Source organism: Chryseobacterium sp. SIMBA_038, assembly GCF_046535115.1.
In the GTDB taxonomy this organism is placed as follows: domain Bacteria; phylum Bacteroidota; class Bacteroidia; order Flavobacteriales; family Weeksellaceae; genus Chryseobacterium.
This window is the reverse complement of sequence record NZ_JAWRXH010000001.1, coordinates 462,503-481,931: the sequence shown is the minus strand read 5'-3', so window position 1 is coordinate 481,931 and position 19,429 is coordinate 462,503. Positions and strand designations below refer to the sequence as shown.

Annotated in this window: 16 protein-coding genes; 8 read left to right on the top strand and 8 right to left on the bottom strand. The window is 34.6% G+C overall.

What is annotated here, in order from left to right:
* Window positions 1-3 precede the first annotated feature (3 nt).
* From SB689_RS02155 to SB689_RS02145, 3 genes are all read right to left on the bottom strand, one after another.
* Window positions 4-699, bottom strand: a complete 696-nt coding sequence (locus SB689_RS02155; RefSeq protein ID WP_410690482.1) for a DUF3307 domain-containing protein — start codon at window positions 697-699, stop codon at window positions 4-6.
* A gap of 3 nt (window positions 700-702) precedes the next feature.
* Window positions 703-1,308, bottom strand: a complete 606-nt coding sequence (locus SB689_RS02150; protein WP_410690481.1) for a SatD family protein — start codon at window positions 1,306-1,308, stop codon at window positions 703-705.
* 278 nt (window positions 1,309-1,586) lie between these two features.
* Window positions 1,587-3,446 (bottom strand): endonuclease, encoded by a 1,860-nt coding sequence (locus tag SB689_RS02145; protein WP_410690480.1) that lies wholly within the window; start codon window positions 3,444-3,446, stop codon window positions 1,587-1,589.
* A 192-nt stretch (window positions 3,447-3,638) separates the two neighbouring features.
* Between SB689_RS02145 and SB689_RS02140 the strand changes: the two genes are divergently transcribed.
* From SB689_RS02140 to SB689_RS02115, 6 genes are all read left to right on the top strand, one after another.
* Window positions 3,639-4,778: an acyl-CoA dehydrogenase family protein gene (locus tag SB689_RS02140; RefSeq protein WP_410690479.1), complete on the top strand. Its 1,140-nt coding sequence runs from the start codon at window positions 3,639-3,641 to the stop codon at window positions 4,776-4,778.
* A 254-nt stretch (window positions 4,779-5,032) separates the two neighbouring features.
* Window positions 5,033-7,966 carry a reprolysin-like metallopeptidase gene (locus SB689_RS02135; protein ID WP_410690478.1) on the top strand — a complete coding sequence of 978 codons (2,934 nt, stop codon included), beginning with the start codon at window positions 5,033-5,035 and terminating at the stop codon, window positions 7,964-7,966.
* 404 nt (window positions 7,967-8,370) lie between these two features.
* Window positions 8,371-8,838: a hypothetical protein gene (locus SB689_RS02130; RefSeq protein WP_410690476.1), complete on the top strand. Its 468-nt coding sequence runs from the start codon at window positions 8,371-8,373 to the stop codon at window positions 8,836-8,838.
* A gap of 1 nt (window position 8,839) precedes the next feature.
* Window positions 8,840-9,406 carry a TlpA family protein disulfide reductase gene (locus SB689_RS02125; RefSeq protein WP_410690475.1) on the top strand — a complete coding sequence of 189 codons (567 nt, stop codon included), beginning with the start codon at window positions 8,840-8,842 and terminating at the stop codon, window positions 9,404-9,406.
* 3 nt (window positions 9,407-9,409) lie between these two features.
* Window positions 9,410-10,015 carry a DUF4230 domain-containing protein gene (locus tag SB689_RS02120; RefSeq protein ID WP_410690474.1) on the top strand — a complete coding sequence of 202 codons (606 nt, stop codon included), beginning with the start codon at window positions 9,410-9,412 and terminating at the stop codon, window positions 10,013-10,015.
* A 12-nt stretch (window positions 10,016-10,027) separates the two neighbouring features.
* Window positions 10,028-10,213, top strand: coding sequence for a hypothetical protein (locus SB689_RS02115; protein WP_410690473.1), 186 nt, complete (start codon window positions 10,028-10,030; stop codon window positions 10,211-10,213).
* Window positions 10,214-10,283: 70 nt separating this feature from the next.
* Here the strand turns inward: SB689_RS02115 and leuB are convergent, their stop codons facing one another.
* The 4 genes from leuB to SB689_RS02095 form a co-directional block, all read right to left on the bottom strand.
* Window positions 10,284-11,408: a 3-isopropylmalate dehydrogenase gene (leuB, locus tag SB689_RS02110; protein WP_410690472.1), complete on the bottom strand. Its 1,125-nt coding sequence runs from the start codon at window positions 11,406-11,408 to the stop codon at window positions 10,284-10,286.
* Window positions 11,405-11,995 (bottom strand): 3-isopropylmalate dehydratase small subunit, encoded by a 591-nt coding sequence (leuD, locus tag SB689_RS02105; protein WP_410690471.1) that lies wholly within the window; start codon window positions 11,993-11,995, stop codon window positions 11,405-11,407. The genes leuB and leuD overlap by 4 nt, the downstream gene beginning before the upstream one ends.
* Before the next feature lie 89 nt (window positions 11,996-12,084).
* Window positions 12,085-13,470, bottom strand: a complete 1,386-nt coding sequence (leuC, locus tag SB689_RS02100; protein WP_410690470.1) for a 3-isopropylmalate dehydratase large subunit — start codon at window positions 13,468-13,470, stop codon at window positions 12,085-12,087.
* Window positions 13,471-13,498: 28 nt separating this feature from the next.
* Complete coding sequence (locus SB689_RS02095) at window positions 13,499-14,662, bottom strand: 2-isopropylmalate synthase (protein WP_410690469.1); 1,164 nt, start codon at window positions 14,660-14,662, stop codon at window positions 13,499-13,501.
* Window positions 14,663-14,809: 147 nt separating this feature from the next.
* On the opposite strand from SB689_RS02095, the gene SB689_RS02090 reads away from it, so the two are divergent.
* Window positions 14,810-16,354: a hypothetical protein gene (locus SB689_RS02090; RefSeq protein ID WP_410690468.1), complete on the top strand. Its 1,545-nt coding sequence runs from the start codon at window positions 14,810-14,812 to the stop codon at window positions 16,352-16,354.
* Between the two features lie 39 nt (window positions 16,355-16,393).
* Here SB689_RS02090 and SB689_RS02085 read toward each other — a convergent pair whose 3' ends face one another.
* Window positions 16,394-17,368: a dipeptidase gene (locus SB689_RS02085; protein WP_410690467.1), complete on the bottom strand. Its 975-nt coding sequence runs from the start codon at window positions 17,366-17,368 to the stop codon at window positions 16,394-16,396.
* Window positions 17,369-17,508: 140 nt separating this feature from the next.
* On the opposite strand from SB689_RS02085, the gene thrS reads away from it, so the two are divergent.
* Complete coding sequence (gene thrS / locus SB689_RS02080; protein ID WP_410690465.1) at window positions 17,509-19,428, top strand: threonine--tRNA ligase; 1,920 nt, start codon at window positions 17,509-17,511, stop codon at window positions 19,426-19,428.
* Window position 19,429 lies beyond the last annotated feature (1 nt).

Here is a 19,429-nt window from a genome sequence, read left to right as displayed (position 1 = left end):
ATTTTACTTAATTAAAATTCCTGTTAAAACTGCCATTCCAAAGCTCAGTAATGTACCGATTAATACATATTCTGTTAATTTCCTTTGTTTGGCCTGTGCAAGATCGCTGAACCTGAAAACAGATTTCGCAGCCACCATAAAACCTACACCTTCCCAGTGATTCACCATAATAAAAGTGAAAACCAGTAAACGTTCTAAAATCCCGATATATTTTCCTGCACTTGATAAAGATTCGGTTTGTATATTGCTTACTGTCTCCGGAACGGGTGTCCATGAAGACAATAATATTTTAATAAAAATAGAAGCAGGTGTCGTTAAAAACAAAGCTGACATTACTATTTTTAAAGTGTTTTGATCTGTTAAAAATTCAAAATTAAATTCATTAAAATAAAAAGATACTCCTGCAATGACTAAAATATGAAGCACTTGATCAATAAAAAACCAGTTCTTTTTATTCTTAATCGTTTGAAAAGTTAATTTGGCAGCATCAATAATAAAATGTGAAACTCCCACCAAAACCGCTACCCACCAAAGTTGTAAGTCCCAAAGAAACATAAAACTTAAAACGGTATGAATCAGAACATGAAGATACAAATATTTGCTCTTCAGTTTTTTGCTTTCTTTATCAGCTACCCATGAATTTGGCTGGAGAATAAAGTCTCCAAGTAAATGTGCCAATATGAGTTTAGTAAAGATCATAGTTTATAATTCTGAGATTTTCTTTCTAAAATATTGATTGGTTTCTACGATAAGCTCGTAGTTTGCACGTTTCAGTCGCTGACTTATCGACGATTGTGAAATCGCGAATTTCTTAGCCAGATCTTCCTGAGTAATGTCTTGGTTCATGATCATTTCGTGAATGATTTCTGAAGTCGCCATTGTCCAGTTGTCAAAGTCTTTGGAGGACCATTTCAAAAGTATGTTAAGATCTCTGTCTACGTTGTCGTTGGAAGTTTTAATGGCAACGGTGTGCCCGTCATTCTTAATGTCATTCAATAATCTGCCGGAATTTACATAGGCAGTTCCGTTGGATTCTGTGATTTTTTCGGACGAAAAATTTTCCTCACCAATACCAATGGCAATTCTTACATCTAAATTTTCCTGACTTTTTATAAGAGATTTTATGGCTAGAAAATGCCAAAACACATCATCAATGTTACATTTGAACTGAAACTCGTCTCCTCTGTAAATTTCCCACGTAAGTGGTGAGCTCCCCCAATGTTCCAGAAGATTCTTTAGCTTGGTAATCCAAACTTCTGTGTCTGCGTGTTGCGAATTTATAATATCACCCGTAAGGACCGCTATCATTTTGCAAATATAAGCATAATTACTTATAAATAAAAGATATAAGCAGAAACACTTATAGATATTGATTATTAGTGAATCTGCTTATATCAATGATGTTGTAAATCCTTGATTTTAGGGCTTTTTTGTATAATTAATTTTTTATCTGTTCTTTTATAAGTGAAATGCTTCGACTACGCTCAGCATGACATCGCTAAAAAGATACTGCTGAAATAATGCAGTTAGTATTAGAAATGTCATGCTGAGCGAAGTCGAAGCATCTTATATTTTAACCTTAAATTTTATTTTTTAATAAACTGATATGCTTTCCCATCAAGGTTTAATAAATACGTTCCTGATGATAAATTTTGCAAAGAAATATTCTTCTTATTTTTAAAAGGAGTTTTTTCAGTATATATCAATTTTCCGGATAAATCTAAAATCTGTGCAGTTTTGATTTTTTCTGTTTCATTTCCGCTCACAAAAATATTTTCCTGAGTTGGATTTGGATAAATTCTGAATTTTTTATTTTCAGTCAATAATTCAGAGGTAGACAATGTTCCTAAGTTATCACAGTAATTACTTGCATAAGAATCCCATTCACTAAGATTAAACGCATTTGTAGGCTGTGTAATATTTGTTTTTCTGTATAAAGAAATATTTCCCAATGAATTACTCTGTCCGTTGGTTCCAATTGCGTCAACGGTTGTTGTTTTGTAACGTAATTCTAAATACTGAGTTCCTGAAAACGTCATTTGAGGAGCTGCAGTAACAAATTTCGCCTGATTAATTACATAACAAGAGAAATTAGCGTTTGGATGAAGGATTACAAAGCTTTCATTGTTTTGTACTGTTCCCTCCAATTCATAAGGCGCAGGATAATAGAAATTACTACCACTCGGAAGCTGTATTGATAATCTATAATCATTTAAATTTACTGTGTGACCTGTTTTATTTGTTATTTCTAGCCCTTTATTATTAGATGTTCCTTCTAAATATTTTGTAATTAATAAATCTTTAGAATAAATATCTGAGGCTAAAGTTGTAACAGGAACAATATTGCTGTCTGAAGAAAGTAAATATCCGTTATCATAAGCTTTAACCGTAAAACTATAGGCTGTAGACGGCGTCAAATGATCGATACTGATTGAAGTATTTTTTGTTGAAGCTACCAATGTACCGTTTTGATAGATTTTATAGCCAATAACATCTGTACTTGTACTTGGCGACCAGCTTAAAGTCGTAAAATATGCACTGGTCTGAGTTGCCGTAAGATTTAATGGTGTTTGTGGAACAACTGCATCCGGAGTTTGAGACCAAATCGCGTTTACCCAAGCAGGATTGTCTATAAATGGATTTCTATTTTTCTGTAAAGTATAAACGGAATTATTTCGGTCAATTTCCTTTTGAGAAACAGGATCCTGAGCATTCCATTGAAGAAGCATTGCGATATATGCGCTATCAAAAGCTTTTTCTTCTGTTCCATCCAAAGGATTCGTGTCAGAAGCCGGGTTTGCATTATTATTAAAGTTAAAAGAACCTAATTTTCCTTCATATCTCACCACAAAATACAGTAAACTTCTTGCTACATCACCTTTAAATTCATTAATAGGCTCATAAACACGCCCTGTATAAACTGAATTAGGAATCGCACTGTTTCCGATTTTCGAAGTGTTCGTGAAGGTATAAAAAGTCGTTGTACCAGCAATTCCATAAGGATAATTACTTCTTAACTGATTGATTCTCGCATCCGTAGGAACCACGTAAAATAAATCAGAATACATCGGATAATTACTATAAAATGTACTTTGAGGCATCATGTGCTCCCTATTCCACCCCAGTCCTTCTGCGCCTGCGCTTCCGATAATATTTGCTGTTGTATATTCATAGGCATCCGGTCCTGTAGGAATTTCAGAATACATATCTAATAATATAGTTGTATTGCTGGCATCGTGGTCATAATATTTATCCAGATCGGTTTGATTATAGTAATTGGTAAGGTCGCCATAATTCCAATTCGTGTTTTTTGCCGATATAATATCGTGAAGTTTCGACTTTAAGGCATAGCCTGTAAGCCCCGCTGTTCCATCATAATATCCTGCAGGAGCCTGAGCCGAGATATACGATGAAAATAAAATAATAGGAAGTAAAAGTTTTTTCATGCTTTAAAATTGGGTGGCTAAAATAGTAAATTAATCAACTCAAAGTTCTGAAATTTTTATTAAAAAATCATTAATTAACAAAATATAAAAAATTGATAATTAAAACTTTGTGAATGAAATACCGTGATGGTAATAATTTTTTTTCGTATACCAACAATTTAAGTATCTTTGGGCACTAACTATTTTATCTATATGAATACAGAAACAATTGACAACATTAAAATGATAGCTGAGACGGCAAGAGAATTTGCTGAAAAAAACATCAGACCGAATATAATGGAATGGGATGAAAGTCAAACTTTTCCAAAAGATTTATTTCACCAATTAGGAGAAATGGGTTTTATGGGAATTGTTATTCCTGAGCAGTATGGTGGTTCTGGTCTTGGTTACCATGAGTATGTTACGATTCTTGACGAGATTTCTCAGGTTGACCCATCAATTGGTCTTTCTGTAGCGGCACACAACTCTCTTTGTACAAACCATATTTATGAATTTGGAAATGAAGAACAAAGACACAAGTGGCTTCCTCAATTGGCTTCTGGTAAAGTAATCGGAGCTTGGGGATTAACTGAGCACAACACAGGTTCAGATTCTGGAGGTATGTCTACAACGGCTGTAAAAGACGGTGGTGACTGGATTATCAGTGGTGCTAAAAACTTTATTACTCACGCTATTTCTGGTGATATCGCTGTTGTAATGACAAGAACAGGAGAAATTGGTGCTAAAAATAACTCTACAGCTTTCGTTTTAGAAAAAGGAATGACTGGTTTTTCTTCTGGTAAAAAAGAAAACAAACTAGGAATGCGTGCTTCTGAAACTGCAGAATTAATTTTCGACAACGTTAGAGTTCCGGATTCTCACCGTTTGGGAGAAGTTGGTGAAGGTTTCAAACAGGCAATGAAAATTCTTGACGGAGGTAGAATTTCTATCGCAGCATTAAGTTTAGGTACTGCAAGAGGAGCTTATAAAGCTGCTTTAAAGTATGCTAAAGAAAGACATCAGTTCGGAAAATCAATATCTGAATTCCAGGCGATCAACTTCATGTTGGCAGATATGGCTACAGAAATCGATGCTTCTGAATTATTGATCCAAAGGGCTTCAACATTGAAAAATGCTAAGCAAAAAATGACAAGAGAAGGAGCTATGGCAAAATTATATGCTTCTGAAGCTTGTGTAAGAATTGCAAATAATGCGGTTCAAATCTTCGGAGGTTACGGTTATACAAAGGACTTCCCTGCTGAGAAATATTACAGAGATTCTAAATTATGTACAATTGGTGAAGGAACTTCTGAAATCCAGAGATTGGTTATCGGTAGAGATATTACAAAATAATTTTATTTAATTAAAAATTATTAAAAGGCTACTCGCCCAACAATAAATATAAAATTAGAATTATATTATCATAATTGAATAGTACACGTATTTTGCGTGTGCTATTTTCTTTTTTTGAGATAATGCGTTTTGAACTACATTCAATGTATCGCATAATAATTTAAATAGATTATCATAAATTTTCTTAAAAAATTTCGTTTTTCATTATAAATTTTTCATTAGCTTTGATATCCCACAATCAAAATAATATTTATATGAAAAAACAGTTATCAATGATCGGAATGCTTCTTATCACAGGCATTTCTTTCGCTCAGACAGATCGTCTTTGGTCTGAAGGCTCAAGAAAAGCTACTTCTGAGGTCTTCGAAAACAAGAATTTCGTTACTAATCCTAAGGTTTACAGCCTTGATATTAACGGTTTAAAAAATGTATTGGCCAAAGCTCCTAAAAGACTGGCTGTTGGCGAAAAATCCATGATCATTATTTCTTTCCCGAATTCAGAAGGGAAAATGGAAAATTTTAAAGTTAAAGAAAATTCAAACTTCGATCCTCAGTTAGCGGCAAAGTATCCTGATATCAAATCCTACGTTGGTGAAGGTCTTGATGATCCAAATTCTACAGTTTATTTCAGTATTTCTCAGCTAGGATTATCTTCCATGGAAATTTATGGAGATAAATCCGCAGTTTTCATTGAGCCTTACACAAAAGATCTTTCAACTTATGTTGTTTACAAAAAATCAGACAAAAAAGATGATCTTAATAAATTTGAATGTACCGTAATTGATGTTGCTCAAAAAGGTGTTATCAGTGCAAACAATCTTGCAGCAAGACCCAATGCTGACGATGCTAAATTAAGAACATTCAGATTAGCCCTTTCAAGCACAGGAGAATACACAACTTATTTTGGAGGAACAAAAGCCAACGCTTTAGCAGCAATGAACAACACAATGACTCGTGTAAACGGAGTTTTTGAGAAAGATTTTGCAGCAAGAATGGTGCTTATCGCTAATAATGATGCGGTAATTTATACCAACGCTTCTACAGATCCTTATTCTGCAGCTTCAGGAATGAGCAGTTGGAATTCTCAGCTTCAATCAACTTTAACTTCTGTAATCGGTGAAGCAAATTACGACATCGGTCACTTATTCGGAGCTTCCGGAGGCGGCGGAAATGCAGGTTGCATCGGCTGTGTTTGTACAAACGGTTCAAAAGGAAGCGGTTATACTTCTCCCGCAGATGCCATTCCATCAGGAGATAACTTCGATATCGATTATGTAGCTCACGAAATGGGTCATCAATTTGGAGGAAATCACACTTTTTCTCACTCAAATGAAGGAACTGGTGTAAATATGGAACCTGGCTCAGGATCAACGATCATGGGATATGCGGGAATTACTGCTCAGGATATTCAACCACATTCAGATGCATTTTTCCATGCGGTGAGTATTCAGCAGATCACCAATAATATTAAAGCTAAAACCTGTCCTGTAAGTACTTCAACAGGAAATTCAATTCCAACAGCTAACGCAGGTTTAGATTATACAATTCCAAAAGGAACGCCGTTTATGCTGACAGGAACGGGAACTGATGCCAACGGTGATTCATTAACTTATGTTTGGGAGCAAATGGACAACGCTTCATCTTCTCAAACTGGAGCGAGTTCTGCGGCAAGTGCTACAAAAGCAACAGGACCGACTTTCAGATCTTGGACTCCACAGACTACTCCTGTGAGATATTTCCCAAGAATGGCTTCAGTTTTAACGGGAGCAACCACCACAGCAGGTTCGGAAATCACTGTTGAAGCTTTATCTAATGTTGCAAGAACGTTGAATTTCAGATTTACAGTTCGTGACAACAGAGCGGGAGGTTCAGGAAATAATTCTGATGATGCGATCGTTACAGTTAATGGAACGGCAGGACCATTCAGTGTAAGTTCTCAAAATTCAGCAACAACTTATACAGGCGGAACTTCTCAAACCGTAACCTGGAATGTTGCAGGAACTACCGCCAACGGAGTAAACGCGGCAAATGTAGATATTCTTTGGTCTACCAATTCAGGAACAACATGGACTACTCTATTGGCAGGAACTCCAAACGACGGAACTCAGGCTGTAGTTATTCCAAATGCTTCTACAACAACAGGAAGAATTATGGTAAAAGGTTCTAATCATATTTTCTTTGATGTAAATAATGCTAATATTACGGTAAATGCAGGCTCAGGAAGTGGTGATGTGATCGCTCCTACTGCTCCTACTTTAGCTGCTTCAGGAACAACTTCTACAAGTACAAATCTTTCTTGGTCTGGCGCAACAGATGCGGTAGGTGTTACAGGTTATGATGTGTATCAGGGAGCTTCATTAATAGGTTCTACGGCTTCAACAACTTACACAGCAACAAGTTTAACGCCATCAACAACTTACAGCTTTACAGTTAAAGCGAAAGATGCAGCAGGAAATGTTTCAGTTGCAAGTAACTCTGTGAGCGTTACAACTCTTGCGGGAAGCGCAGTAAGTTACTGTTCAGCGGCTTCAACAAATACGGCTGATGAGAGAATCGGAAATGTAAAGTTCGGAACAATCAACAATACTTCTACAGGAACTGCAGGATATGAAAACTTTACTGCTGTTTCTACAAACGTAACAAGAGGAAGTGCTTATACAGTTTCAGTAACTCCGGTTTGGACATCAACGGTTTACAGTGAAGCTTACGCAGTTTACATTGATTACAACGGTGACGGTGACTTCACAGACAGTGGAGAATTGGCTTGGTCTAAAACAGGCTCTACAACAACTCCTGTAACAGGAAGCATCACAATTCCGGCAACGGCAACGGTGGGAACTACCAGAATGAGAGTAATGATGCAATATAATTCTGTTCCAACATCATCTTGTGGTTCATATACTTACGGACAAGTTGAAGATTATACACTAAATATTGTTTCTTCAGGAAAAGGAGATCTATTGGGTACTAAAGATTTAATGACAGACATTAAATTATATCCAAATCCTGTAAGAGATATTTTAAATATTTCAAATACGACAACAGAAGATTACAAGATCTTCGATATGGGTGGAAAACTAATTAACTCAGGAAAACTTCAAAGAGGATCTGCAAATGTGAGCAATCTTACCAAAGGTGCTTATATGATCCAAATCGGTGAAATCTCAAAAAGATTCATCAAAAACTAAATAACCTTCATCATTTTAAACTTTGAGATAAAAGGCTGTCCATTTGGGCAGTCTTTTTTATGGGTAATGAATAATAGGTAATAAGTAATTTTGATTATGAATTATGAATTATGAATTATGAATTATGAATTATTTCTGTTAAGTTTCAATGTTTTAATTGTCAATATCAATAGGAACGGGCTTTAGCCCGTTTAAAACAAAGAAAATCTTCATTCGGCTTTAGCCAAAACTTAATTTTCAATATTTTTTTCCTCCTTTTGCATGTAAGAAACTTCTCAACTTTACTTTTAAACCTAAAAAAATAAATTCTACATTCAATCAATGACAAAACCTGAAAAACTAATCTCTAATTTCTAGCTTCTAACTTCTAAAAATTTTATATTTGTCACAAATTTAAAAATTTCATGGAAAAAATTGACAGCCTGAACCAAGTAGCAGAATTCCACACAACTTTCAAAGCGCCTATTTTAGATAATCCACAAATTCCTTCTCCGGAAAGATGTAACCTTAGAGTTGAGCTTTTACAGGAAGAATTAAACGAATTAAAACAAGCGATCGCAGATAATGACATTGTAGAAATTGCAGATGCACTTTGCGATTTGCAATATGTTTTGAGTGGTGCAGTATTAGAATTTGGACTTGGCAACAAATTTGTAGAGCTATTCAACGAAGTTCAGCGTTCCAATATGTCTAAAGCTTGTGATAATGAAGAACAGGCACAGGAAACGGTTGAGTTTTATAAAGCAAAAGAAGTTGAATCTTTCTATGAAAAATCAGGAGAAAAATTCAATGTTTACAGACAGGCAGATCATAAAGTATTGAAAAACAAATACTACTCTCCTGCCGATTTAAAAACAATTATCGAAAAATAATATGAAAAAAATAATCACAAATGTTGTTACCATTTCATGCTTGGTTTTTGCAACTCAGCAGTTCAGCGCTCAAAAAGTAGTGGTGAACCGCGAAGTTGAAACGACTAAGGATGGAAAAATGCTTTTAGGAACCCAAACTAAAGATCAGTTTACAAAAGCGCCTTACGCAGATTGGTATGTGAAAGAGCATGACGAATATGCGATTGACCAAAAAGCGATCAGTGAACTTAGAAAGGATAAAATAAATTCTTACAATATCACCGTTTTCATGGGAACTTGGTGCGAAGACAGTCACAGAGATTTTCCAAGATTAATGAAGATTTTGGAAGAAGTGAAATATCCTGAAGGAAAATTAACCATTATTGCCGTAAACCGTAAAAAAGAATCGCCTTCTGGTGAGGAAGGGCTTTATAATATTCAGAAAGTGCCTACCATTATTGTTCAAAAATATGGCAAGGAAATTGGAAGGATAATAGAAATGCCTACAACAGGTTATATTGAAAGAGATTTGGTTGAAATTTTAAAGAAAGACGACAAATCTGTAATAAAAGAAATATTTAAAAAATAGATATTGAGAAATAATAGAATCATATTACCATTTTTAGCAGGAGTTGCGATCATGTTGATTCTCTTCTTTGGTCTTAAATCTTGTTTAAATCTTACCGGAAAAACGGAAAAATCAGATTATTATATTCTGACGAACCAAATTTCCAAAATGAATAAAATGGTTGTTTTGGAGCAGGATGTTTCTTCGATGCAGAAAACCAAGATGGGTTACGAAGTGTTCGGAAGTGAAGTTTCGAGCAACAGCATTATTACTTATACGAAGACTAATGCGCAAGTTTCCTATGATTTAAACAAAATGAAAATGGAGGTTGATTCTATTAATAAAAAATTGATTATCACAGAATTACCCAATGCAGATATAAGAATCACTCCAAGTGTTGAAATACAGTCTCTTGACGACTCTTTTTTCAATAGAATTTCTGAGAAAGACATTAAAAATGTTACTCAAAAAGCAAAAGATGCTGCTTTGAAATCTATTGATCAAAATAAGCTAAGAAACGAAGGACGTCAACAATTAATGGAAAATCTTAATAATATTTTCGTTTTGGCAAAGGCTTTGAATTATACTATAGAAGACAAAACCGGTCAGCTAGGTATTTTAGGACTTTAAAAATTTAAAGCTATGAATTCAAAAGACGATAACAAAAAGAAAGAATCTACAAATTCTGCAGAATCAAAAAAGCAAAATCAGGATTTTCCTGATATTCCTGCTTCTTCGAAAAAAACAAATCCGCCTGATATTGATAAAGAAGACATTCAAAAAGCTTCTAAAAACAAAACAGGAAAAACGGATAATACAGATCAATAAAATTAAAAGTCTGCTTCGAAAGAGGCAGACTTTTGTTTTAAAAAAAAAATAATATCAAACGTATAGTATATTACACGATGGTAGACTTTCCGATTTTAATATTCTCAAAATTGTAATATGTTTTTTCAGAATATTTAATATAATCAACGATAAAATCTCCTACTTCACTCGTTGAATATGATTGTTTTGAATTAAGATCAGCAGTAACATATTTACTTTCAATTGTATACTCTACAGATTGTCTTAATTTATGAGCGGCATCCTCTAATTTTAAATGATCCAACATCATGGCAGCACTCAAAATAGAGGCAATAGGATTGGCAATTCCTTTTCCTTTAGCCTGCGGGTAAGAACCATGGATAGGCTCAAATAATGCACTCGAATTTCCAATCGAAGCTGATGGCAACAAACCTATTGAACCTCCGATAACACTGGCTTCATCAGAAATAATATCTCCAAACATATTCTCCGTTAAAATAACATCAAACTGTTTCGGATCAAGAATCAACTGCATCGCTGCATTATCTACAAACATAAAATCTAATGTAACATCAGGATATTCTTCCGCGATTTCCTTACACACTTTCCTCCATAATCTGGAAGTGTCCAACACATTCGCTTTATCGATAAGGGTTACTTTTTTCCTTCTTTTTTGCGCATCCTGAAAAGCCAAATGAGCAATCTGCGTAATATCTTCTCTGTTGTACCTGCAGACATCATAGGCATAAGCTCCATTTTCTTCAGTAAATTTTTCACCAAAATAGATTCCGCTTATCAATTCTCTGTAGATCTGAATATCTGTTCCTTCAATAATTTCCTGTTTCAACGGACTTTTTGAAATAAGTGAAGAATACGTTTTCAAAGGTCTGATATTCGCAAAAAGACCTAACTCTTTACGAAGTTTCAAAAGCCCTTGCTCCGGTCTTACTTTCGCATCAGGATTATTATCAAACGAAGGATCTCCGATGGCTCCAAAAAGAACTGCATCAGAAGTTTTACAAAGCTCCAGAGTATCGTCTGGTAATGGATTTCCTGTTTTGAAAATAGCATCAGCACCAACGATTCCGTACTTGAAATCGAAGCTATAATTGAATAAACTACCGATCGCATTCAATATTTTCACACTTTCATTGGTTACTTCCGGACCAATTCCGTCTCCGGGAAGTACTGCTATTTTAAAATAATTTCTGCTCATATTATTTGTGTTTTTAGTTCAAATTCTTGTATCGCCTGTTTTTTGCTGATTAAAAAATCAATATCGTCATAGCCATTTAAAAGGCATATTTTTTTATAAGAATCAATTTCAAAATTTTCTGTTTTGTTTTTAAAAGTGATCGTTTGTTTTTCTACATCAACGGCAATCTCACTTTCGGGATTTTCTGTGATCTCATTTAAAATTTCTTTTAAAAATTCTTCTGAAACTTTTATGGGAAGCAATCCATTGTTGAGGGCATTTCCTTTAAAAATATCCGCGAAAAAACTGGATAGAATAACTTTAAATCCAAAATCGGTTAATGCCCAGGCAGCATGTTCACGGCTGCTTCCACATCCAAAATTATTGCCTGCAACCAGAATTTCTCCGCTGTATTTTGGATTATTTAAAACAAAATCAGGATTCGGCTCATACGTATGAACATCATATTTCCAGTCTCTGAAAAGATTATTTCCAAAACCTTTTTTATCGATACTTTTTAAAAATCTTGCCGGAATAATCTGATCCGTATCTATATTTTCTGCCGGCATAGGCACGGCACGCGATTGTAATGTAACTAGTTTTTGCATTTGTTTATCGTAAATAAAAGTAAAAACTGTCTTTGAGAATATGATGGATTTACATTTACAAAAACAGCATTCTCTCTCATCATTTGTTGTTAATTTAAATTTTCAAAAATTGAAATTCGTCCTTCAATGGCAACTTTTGCAGCAGTGAGCGGACTAGCCAAAATGGTTCTCGCTCCCTGCCCTTGCCTGCCTTCAAAGTTTCTGTTTGAGGTAGAAACACAGTACTCACCTTCCGGAATTTTATCGTCATTCATAGCGAGACACGCAGAACATCCCGGTTGTCTGATCTGGAATCCTGCCTCATTGAAAATTTTATCGAGTCCTTCTTCATAAATCTGCTTTACTACCTGTTGCGAACCCGGAACAATTAAGGCCTGAACCTGCTCCGATTTATTTTTTCCTTTAATATATTGAGCCGCAGAACGGAAATCTTCAATTCGGGCATTGGTGCAGCTTCCGATAAAAACATAATTCACTTTAATATCAGAAAGTGGCTGACCAGCTTTTAAACCCATATATTTCAGCGCTTTTACTTCTGATTCATTTTGAGGAACAGGAATTGTTTCATTAATTGAAATTCCCATCCCCGGATTGGTTCCGTACGTGATCATCGGATGAATTTCTGAAGCATTAAATGAATATTCTTTGTCAAAAACAGCCTGATTATCAGTTTTCAATGTCTTCCAATATTCTACTTTTTCTTCCCATTCTTTGCCTTTCGGGGCAAAAGTTCTTCCTTTTACATATTCGAAAGTGGTTTCATCAGGAGCAATCATTCCGCCTCTGGCTCCCATTTCAATGCTCATATTACAGACAGTCATTCTTCCCTCCATTGACATTTCTTCAAAAACATTTCCGGCATATTCACAGAAATAGCCTGTTCCGCTGTCTGTTCCAACTTTTGAGATGATATACAAAATCACGTCTTTAGGCTGAACATTTTTATTTAATTCACCGTTAACGGTAATTCTCATTGATTTCGGCTTATTCAATAATAAACACTGACTCGCAAAAACCTGTGCCACCTGACTCGTGCCAATTCCAAATGCAATCGCCCCAAAAGCACCGTGTGTTGAAGTATGGCTATCTCCGCAAACAATACTCATTCCGGGCTGTGTAACTCCTAATTCGGGAGCAATAATGTGAACAATTCCCTGATATTGATGTCCTAAACCGTATAATTCAATATGATTTTTTTTGCAGTTTTCTGTGAGTTGTTCTACTTGATTTCTTGAAGATTCATCCCTGATCGGCTGATCCTGATCTAATGTCGGAACGTTATGATCTGCTGTCGCAACAATCTGTTTTGGACGGAATACTTCCAGATTTCTGGCTTCCAATTCGGCAAAAGCCTGTGGGCTTGTTACCTCATGGATCAAGTGTTTATCAATGTATATAATTTGAGGACCGTTTGGGATCGTTTCCACAACGTGAGCATCCCAGACTTTATCAAAAAGTGTTTTATAATTATTCATTTAAAGGTCTATTAACGTTATGAGAGGTCTATCCTATTTTTCTGGTAACTTTTTCGATAATTGCATTTAAATCATCGTTTTTAACTTCTTTTTTCATATCGGCAATTTTCAAAAATTCCTCATACAAAAAGTCAAGCTCGTTTTTAGTAACATCAAAACCAATATGCTTGAATCTGTAAGCTAAAGCCGAACGTCCACTTCTGGCTGTTAAAATGATTGATGACGCATTTACACCCACTTCTGCAGGATCAATAATTTCGTAAGTTTCCCTGTTTTTAATGACCCCATCCTGGTGGATTCCTGAGCTGTGAGCAAAAGCATTGCCACCAACGATTGCTTTGTTGGGTTGTACAGCCATTCCCATTAGATCAGAAACCAGAACACTTATTGAGTTGAGCATTCTGGAGTTGATATCAGTATGTAATTTTAAATGTGAATGCTGTTTTAAAACCATTACCACTTCCTCCAACGCTGTATTTCCAGCTCTTTCACCTAAGCCATTAATGGTACATTCAATTTGTCGGGCACCATTGATAACTCCCGAAATTGAATTAGCAGTTGCTAATCCCAAATCATTGTGGCAGTGGCAGGAAAGTATGGCTTTATCAATTCCCTTTACATTTTCCTTTAAATATTTGATCTTGGCGCCATATTCTTCAGGAAGGCAATAACCCGTTGTATCAGGGATGTTGAGGACGGTTGCGCCTGCTTTAATTACTTCTTCGCAAACTTTTGCTAAATATTCGTTATCTGTTCTTCCTGCATCTTCTGCGTAAAATTCTACATCTTCTACAAAGGTTTTCGCGTATTTTACAGCGTTCACGGCACGTTCTATAATATCTTCCCTATTTGAGTTGAATTTATATTGAATATGGGAATCCGAAGTTCCTATTCCCGTGTGAATTCTAGGTCTCTTGGCATATTTCAGCGCTTCTGCTGCAGTTTCAATATCTTTTTTGTTAGCTCTTGTCAGTCCGCAAACTTTTGCGTTTTTTACTAATTTTGAAATCTCTGAAACAGAATGAAAATCTCCGGGACTTGAAATCGGGAAACCAGCTTCAATAACATCTACTCCAAGCTCGTCCAGTTTTTCGGCAATAACTAATTTTTGTTCTGTATTTAATTTACAGCCAGGGACTTGCTCTCCATCACGCAATGTGGTATCAAAAATTTCAATTTTTTCGGAATTCATAATGAAGTTTTTTACTTAATTTTGATTCAAAACTAAAGATTGAATTGTTCTTTGATTTTGATTTTGTCAAAAAAATACAATATTCAAATGATGAAATTTTAAACACAAAAAACTAATAATCAAATAATTATATCATAAAAATCTACAATGGCAGAATTACAGAAAGATTTTTTATTTGTACTTATTAAATCATTAACAACTTCCGAAAAACGACAATTTAAGCTCTATGTTAATCGCCTAGGAATTAATATCGATGCTAAATTTCTGTTACTTTTTTCAGAATTGGACAAAATGAATGAATATGATGAGAGCATTATTATAGGAAAAAAGATTTCGACGAAACAACAGCTTTCTAATCTTAAGGCTCATCTCTACAAACAGCTTTTGGTAAGTTTACGCCTGAATCCAAGTCATCAAAATTTTAGAATTCAGCTTCGTGAGCAATTGGATTTCGCCAATATTCTTTATCAGAAAGGACTTTACAAACAGGCTTTAAAAATATTAGATAAAACCAAGCAGACCGCCCTGGAATTAGATGAAAAAAGTATCGCGTCAGAAATTATCGATCTTGAAAAAGTAATTGAATCACAGTTTATTACACGAAGTATTGCCGGAAGAGCTGAAGAATTAATCAGGCAATCTAATGCCGTAAGTAAGCAAAACCAATATACAACGCAGCTTTCTAATCTTTCATTGAAATTATACAGTGAAATGCTTACTCATGGCTACGTAAAAAATGATAAAGACCGGGAGGAAATCTTAGAAATATTTAATTCACAGATTAAAAATATAAAACCGTTTAAACTTAATTTTACCGAAAAGTTATGGTATTATAAGGCGCATGTGTGGAAGAATCAATTACTGCAGAATTATAAATATACTTTAAAATATGCCTATCAGTGGGTTGAATTATTTCATCAAAATCCTGAAATGATCGCCAGCCATCCCGTTTGGTATATTAAAGGAAACACTTATCTGCTTAAAATTCTTTTCCTTTATGGTAATATTGATGTGTTGGAGAAACAGTTTGAGCATTTTAACAAAATGGTTCAGTCACAAATTTTTGTACAAAATGAAAACCTGCAGTCCCTTATTTTTCTTACACATTACAATACACTGATGAATATTCACTTTATAAAAGGTGAATTTTTCACGGGTACCAAGCTTATTCCGGAAATAGAGCTTAAAATGGATAAACTTCGCGATAAAATTGACGAGCACCATTTTATGATCCTTTATTTAAAGATGGCGGCTATGTTCTTTGGAAGCAAAAAATATGAAGAATCCATCTTGTATTCTATGAAGATCATCGAATCTAAAGGAAGTGTACAGGAAGATTTATTGTTTCATACCAGAATTCTTATTTTAATGTCGAAATATGAATCGGGAAATGATGAAGATTATGACGAATTTATAAAAGCAACCTTAAAATTTGCGCTTAAAATGAAAAAGCCGGAAGAATTTCATTTTGAAAGCATTACATTTTTTAAAAATCTTAATGGATTATTTTTAAATAAAAGAAAGGAAGCCTTCGAATCATTTAATAAAAAGCTGGATGAATTTTCTAAAAACGAATACTATAGAAGATCATTATTCTATATTGACATCCACGGTTGGGTACAGTCTAAAGTTCAGCAGATAGATGTGATAGAAATTATAAAAAGAAGGGTAAAATATAAAAGAAAAAGTTAAAATGACGGTTTAAAAAAATATAAACCGCCATTTTAAAAGTTATTTCCATAGTTTTTCAATAAAACTCAAAGCATTTTTATGACTTATTTTTTCCATTATTTCAGGTGAAAAATCCTTTGCTATTCTTTTATTAATCGAATTATACATTGTTGCATCTTTAAACTCATCAAAGAAAAAAGGATAACGGGATTGGTCGGGATGCTCATCGTCAAAGAAAAAGTCTGCTCCATACGCAATGCAATTTTCGGCACCTAAGTCCAAACCGTACTGAATATGCTCGTAAAATCGTTCAGGATGGTGATGATCAATATAATCTTTGATAAAATTAAGTCCGATCAAACCTTCTCTTTTAATCAATTCTTTAACCAATTCATCAGGAAGATTTCTGTTATTTTTGTATACATTTCTATAGTTGGAATGACTTGCAAGAATGGATATTTTATAATTTTTCTGATCAACATAATTAAGAATATCATACGCTAATTGATCGCTTGTATGAGCCAAATCGATCGCTATTTTCTTATCTGCTATATAATCGATTAAAATTTTTCCGTCGTCTTTTAAACCTAATTCAGAATTATTTCCACCACCAAAACGATTTTCAGAATGGTGGGTAAGCCCGATATATAAAACTTTTTGAGTATTTTCAATGATCGTTTCAAGGTTTTTAAATCCAATATCCAAATCAGTATCTTCTTCACAAAATGAGGACCCATTTTCAATAGAAGCAAGAACTCCTACTCGATTTTGATTTTCAATATTGCTGTAATTTTTAGTGTCAAAAAGAAAAAAATCTTCACTTTTTAATAAATCTGCGAAAATTTCACTTTGTTTGACACCTTCTGCTATACTATTCTTTCCCGTTGCTGTATAAATAGCCATTACCTGAAGCTTTACATGGCCTTCTTTTAAATAAGGTAGTGAGCATTTCACTTGTTTATCATCGGTTTTTGAATCCGGTCTTAATAAATAGTATAATAAATCGCAGTGTAAGTCGATATTTAAGTCATTCATAATGAGAGTGTAAATTATTTATAGAAAATTAAAAAAGTTTTTCTTTACCTTTAGCATTAAATATTGCTTCAAATATACGTTAATATCGCTTTTTAAATAAAAAATGCGTATTTTTGCAACTTAAAATTTCTTAGTAAACAATGATAAAAATTACACTTCCAGACAATAGTGTCAAAGAATTTGAAGGAGCAGTTACTCCTTTAGATGTGGCAAAATCTATAAGCGAGGGATTGGCTAGAAACACCATTTCCGCAATTGTTAATAACAAACAAGTAGAGATCACCACACCTATAACCACGGATTCTACGGTACAGTTGTTAACCTGGAATGACGATCTTGGAAAGAAAGCTTTCTGGCATTCTTCTGCCCACCTTTTGGCGCAGGCTATCATGGAATTTTATCCAAATGCTAAGTTAACAATCGGTCCGGCGATCGAAAGTGGCTTCTATTATGATGTAGATTTCGGTGACGAAGTTTTATCTGAAAAAGATTTTGAGAAGATTGAAAAGAAAGTATTGGAAAATGCTAAAAAAGCTTCAACATTCTCATTATACCCTGTATCTAAAGAAGAAGCATTAAAAACATACGCAGATAATCCTTACAAAGTTGAGTTGATCTCTAATCTTAATGATGGAGAAATCACTTTTGTAACACACGATAACTTCACAGATTTATGTCGTGGAGGTCACATTCCTAGCACAGGAATTGTGAAAGCAATGAAGATCTTAAATGCAGCAGGAGCTTATTGGAGAGGGAGTGAAAAAAATCCTCAATTAACAAGAGTTTATGGTATTTCTTTCCCTAAACAGAAAGAATTGACTGAGTATCTTGAAAGATTAGAAGAAGCTAAAAGAAGGGATCATAGAAAATTAGGTAAAGAACTTGGAATTTTCGCTTTCTCTGAAAAAGTAGGTGCCGGTTTACCACTTTGGTTGCCAAAAGGAACTGCTTTAAGAAGAAAATTGGAAAATTTCCTTTCTGTTGCTCAGAAAAAAGGAGGTTATGAATTCGTAATGTCTCCACATATCGGTTCAAAAGAATTGTATGTAACTTCTGGTCACTGGGATAAATATGGTGCAGACAGCTTTCAGCCGATCAAAACTCCGAATGAAGGAGAAGAATTCTTACTGAAGCCGATGAACTGCCCTCACCACTGTGAAATCTACAAAACTTCACAATGGAGCTACAGAGATTTGCCGAAAAGATATGCAGAATTCGGAACTGTTTACAGATACGAGCAAAGTGGAGAGCTTCACGGATTAACAAGAGTTCGTGGATTTACTCAGGATGATGCTCACCTTTTCTGTACTCCGGATCAGCTTTCGGAAGAATTTGAAAAGGTAATTGATTTAACGCTTTATGTGTTTAAATCTTTAGGATTTGAAGATTTTGTGACTCAGGTTTCTTTAAGAGATCCTGATAACAAAGAAAAATATATCGGTTCTGATGAAAATTGGGAAAAAGCCGAAAGTGCAATCATCAACGCTGCTCAAAAGAAAGGTTTGAAAACCGTTGTTGAATATGGTGAGGCTGCATTCTACGGCCCTAAATTGGATTTCATGGTGAAGGATGCTTTAGGAAGAAAATGGCAGTTAGGAACTATTCAGGTAGATTATAATTTACCGGAAAGATTCGATCTTCATTATATCGGAAGCGATAATGAAAAACACAGACCGGTAATGATCCACAGAGCACCATTTGGTTCTATGGAACGTTTTATCGCGATTTTATTAGAAAATACTGCAGGAGATTTCCCATTATGGTTAAGCCCTGAGCAGTTCATAATTCTACCAATCAGTGAAAAATATGCAGATTATGCGAAAAAAGTTTCACAATTTTTAGAAAATCACGATATTAGCGGTCAGATTGATAACAGAAATGAGAAAGCGGGTAAAAAAATCCGTGATGCAGAATTAAACAAGATCCCATTCATGCTGGTTATAGGTGAAAATGAGGAAAGAGATGGCACGATTTCTGTGAGAAGACGTGGAGAAGGAGATCTTGGAGTGATGAAAATGGAAGATTTCGTCAATTATTTTAAAAAAGAATCGGCAATATAAA

Bases quoted from the DNA above. Each gene is read 5' to 3' on its own strand.
- SB689_RS02155 (WP_410690482.1), bottom strand. From the start codon at position 699: ATGATCTTTACTAAACTCATATTGGCACATTTACTTGGAGACTTTATT.
- SB689_RS02150 (WP_410690481.1), bottom strand. From the start codon at position 1,308: ATGATAGCGGTCCTTACGGGTGATATTATAAATTCGCAACACGCAGAC.
- SB689_RS02145 (WP_410690480.1), bottom strand. From the start codon at position 3,446: ATGAAAAAACTTTTACTTCCTATTATTTTATTTTCATCGTATATCTCG.
- SB689_RS02140 (WP_410690479.1), top strand. From the start codon at position 3,639: ATGAATACAGAAACAATTGACAACATTAAAATGATAGCTGAGACGGCA.
- SB689_RS02135 (WP_410690478.1), top strand. From the start codon at position 5,033: ATGAAAAAACAGTTATCAATGATCGGAATGCTTCTTATCACAGGCATT.
- SB689_RS02130 (WP_410690476.1), top strand. From the start codon at position 8,371: ATGGAAAAAATTGACAGCCTGAACCAAGTAGCAGAATTCCACACAACT.
- SB689_RS02125 (WP_410690475.1), top strand. From the start codon at position 8,840: ATGAAAAAAATAATCACAAATGTTGTTACCATTTCATGCTTGGTTTTT.
- SB689_RS02115 (WP_410690473.1), top strand. From the start codon at position 10,028: ATGAATTCAAAAGACGATAACAAAAAGAAAGAATCTACAAATTCTGCA.
- leuB (WP_410690472.1), bottom strand. From the start codon at position 11,408: ATGAGCAGAAATTATTTTAAAATAGCAGTACTTCCCGGAGACGGAATT.
- leuD (WP_410690471.1), bottom strand. From the start codon at position 11,995: ATGCAAAAACTAGTTACATTACAATCGCGTGCCGTGCCTATGCCGGCA.
- leuC (WP_410690470.1), bottom strand. From the start codon at position 13,470: ATGAATAATTATAAAACACTTTTTGATAAAGTCTGGGATGCTCACGTT.
- SB689_RS02095 (WP_410690469.1), bottom strand. From the start codon at position 14,662: ATGAATTCCGAAAAAATTGAAATTTTTGATACCACATTGCGTGATGGA.
- SB689_RS02090 (WP_410690468.1), top strand. From the start codon at position 14,810: ATGGCAGAATTACAGAAAGATTTTTTATTTGTACTTATTAAATCATTA.
- SB689_RS02085 (WP_410690467.1), bottom strand. From the start codon at position 17,368: ATGAATGACTTAAATATCGACTTACACTGCGATTTATTATACTATTTA.
- thrS (WP_410690465.1), top strand. From the start codon at position 17,509: ATGATAAAAATTACACTTCCAGACAATAGTGTCAAAGAATTTGAAGGA.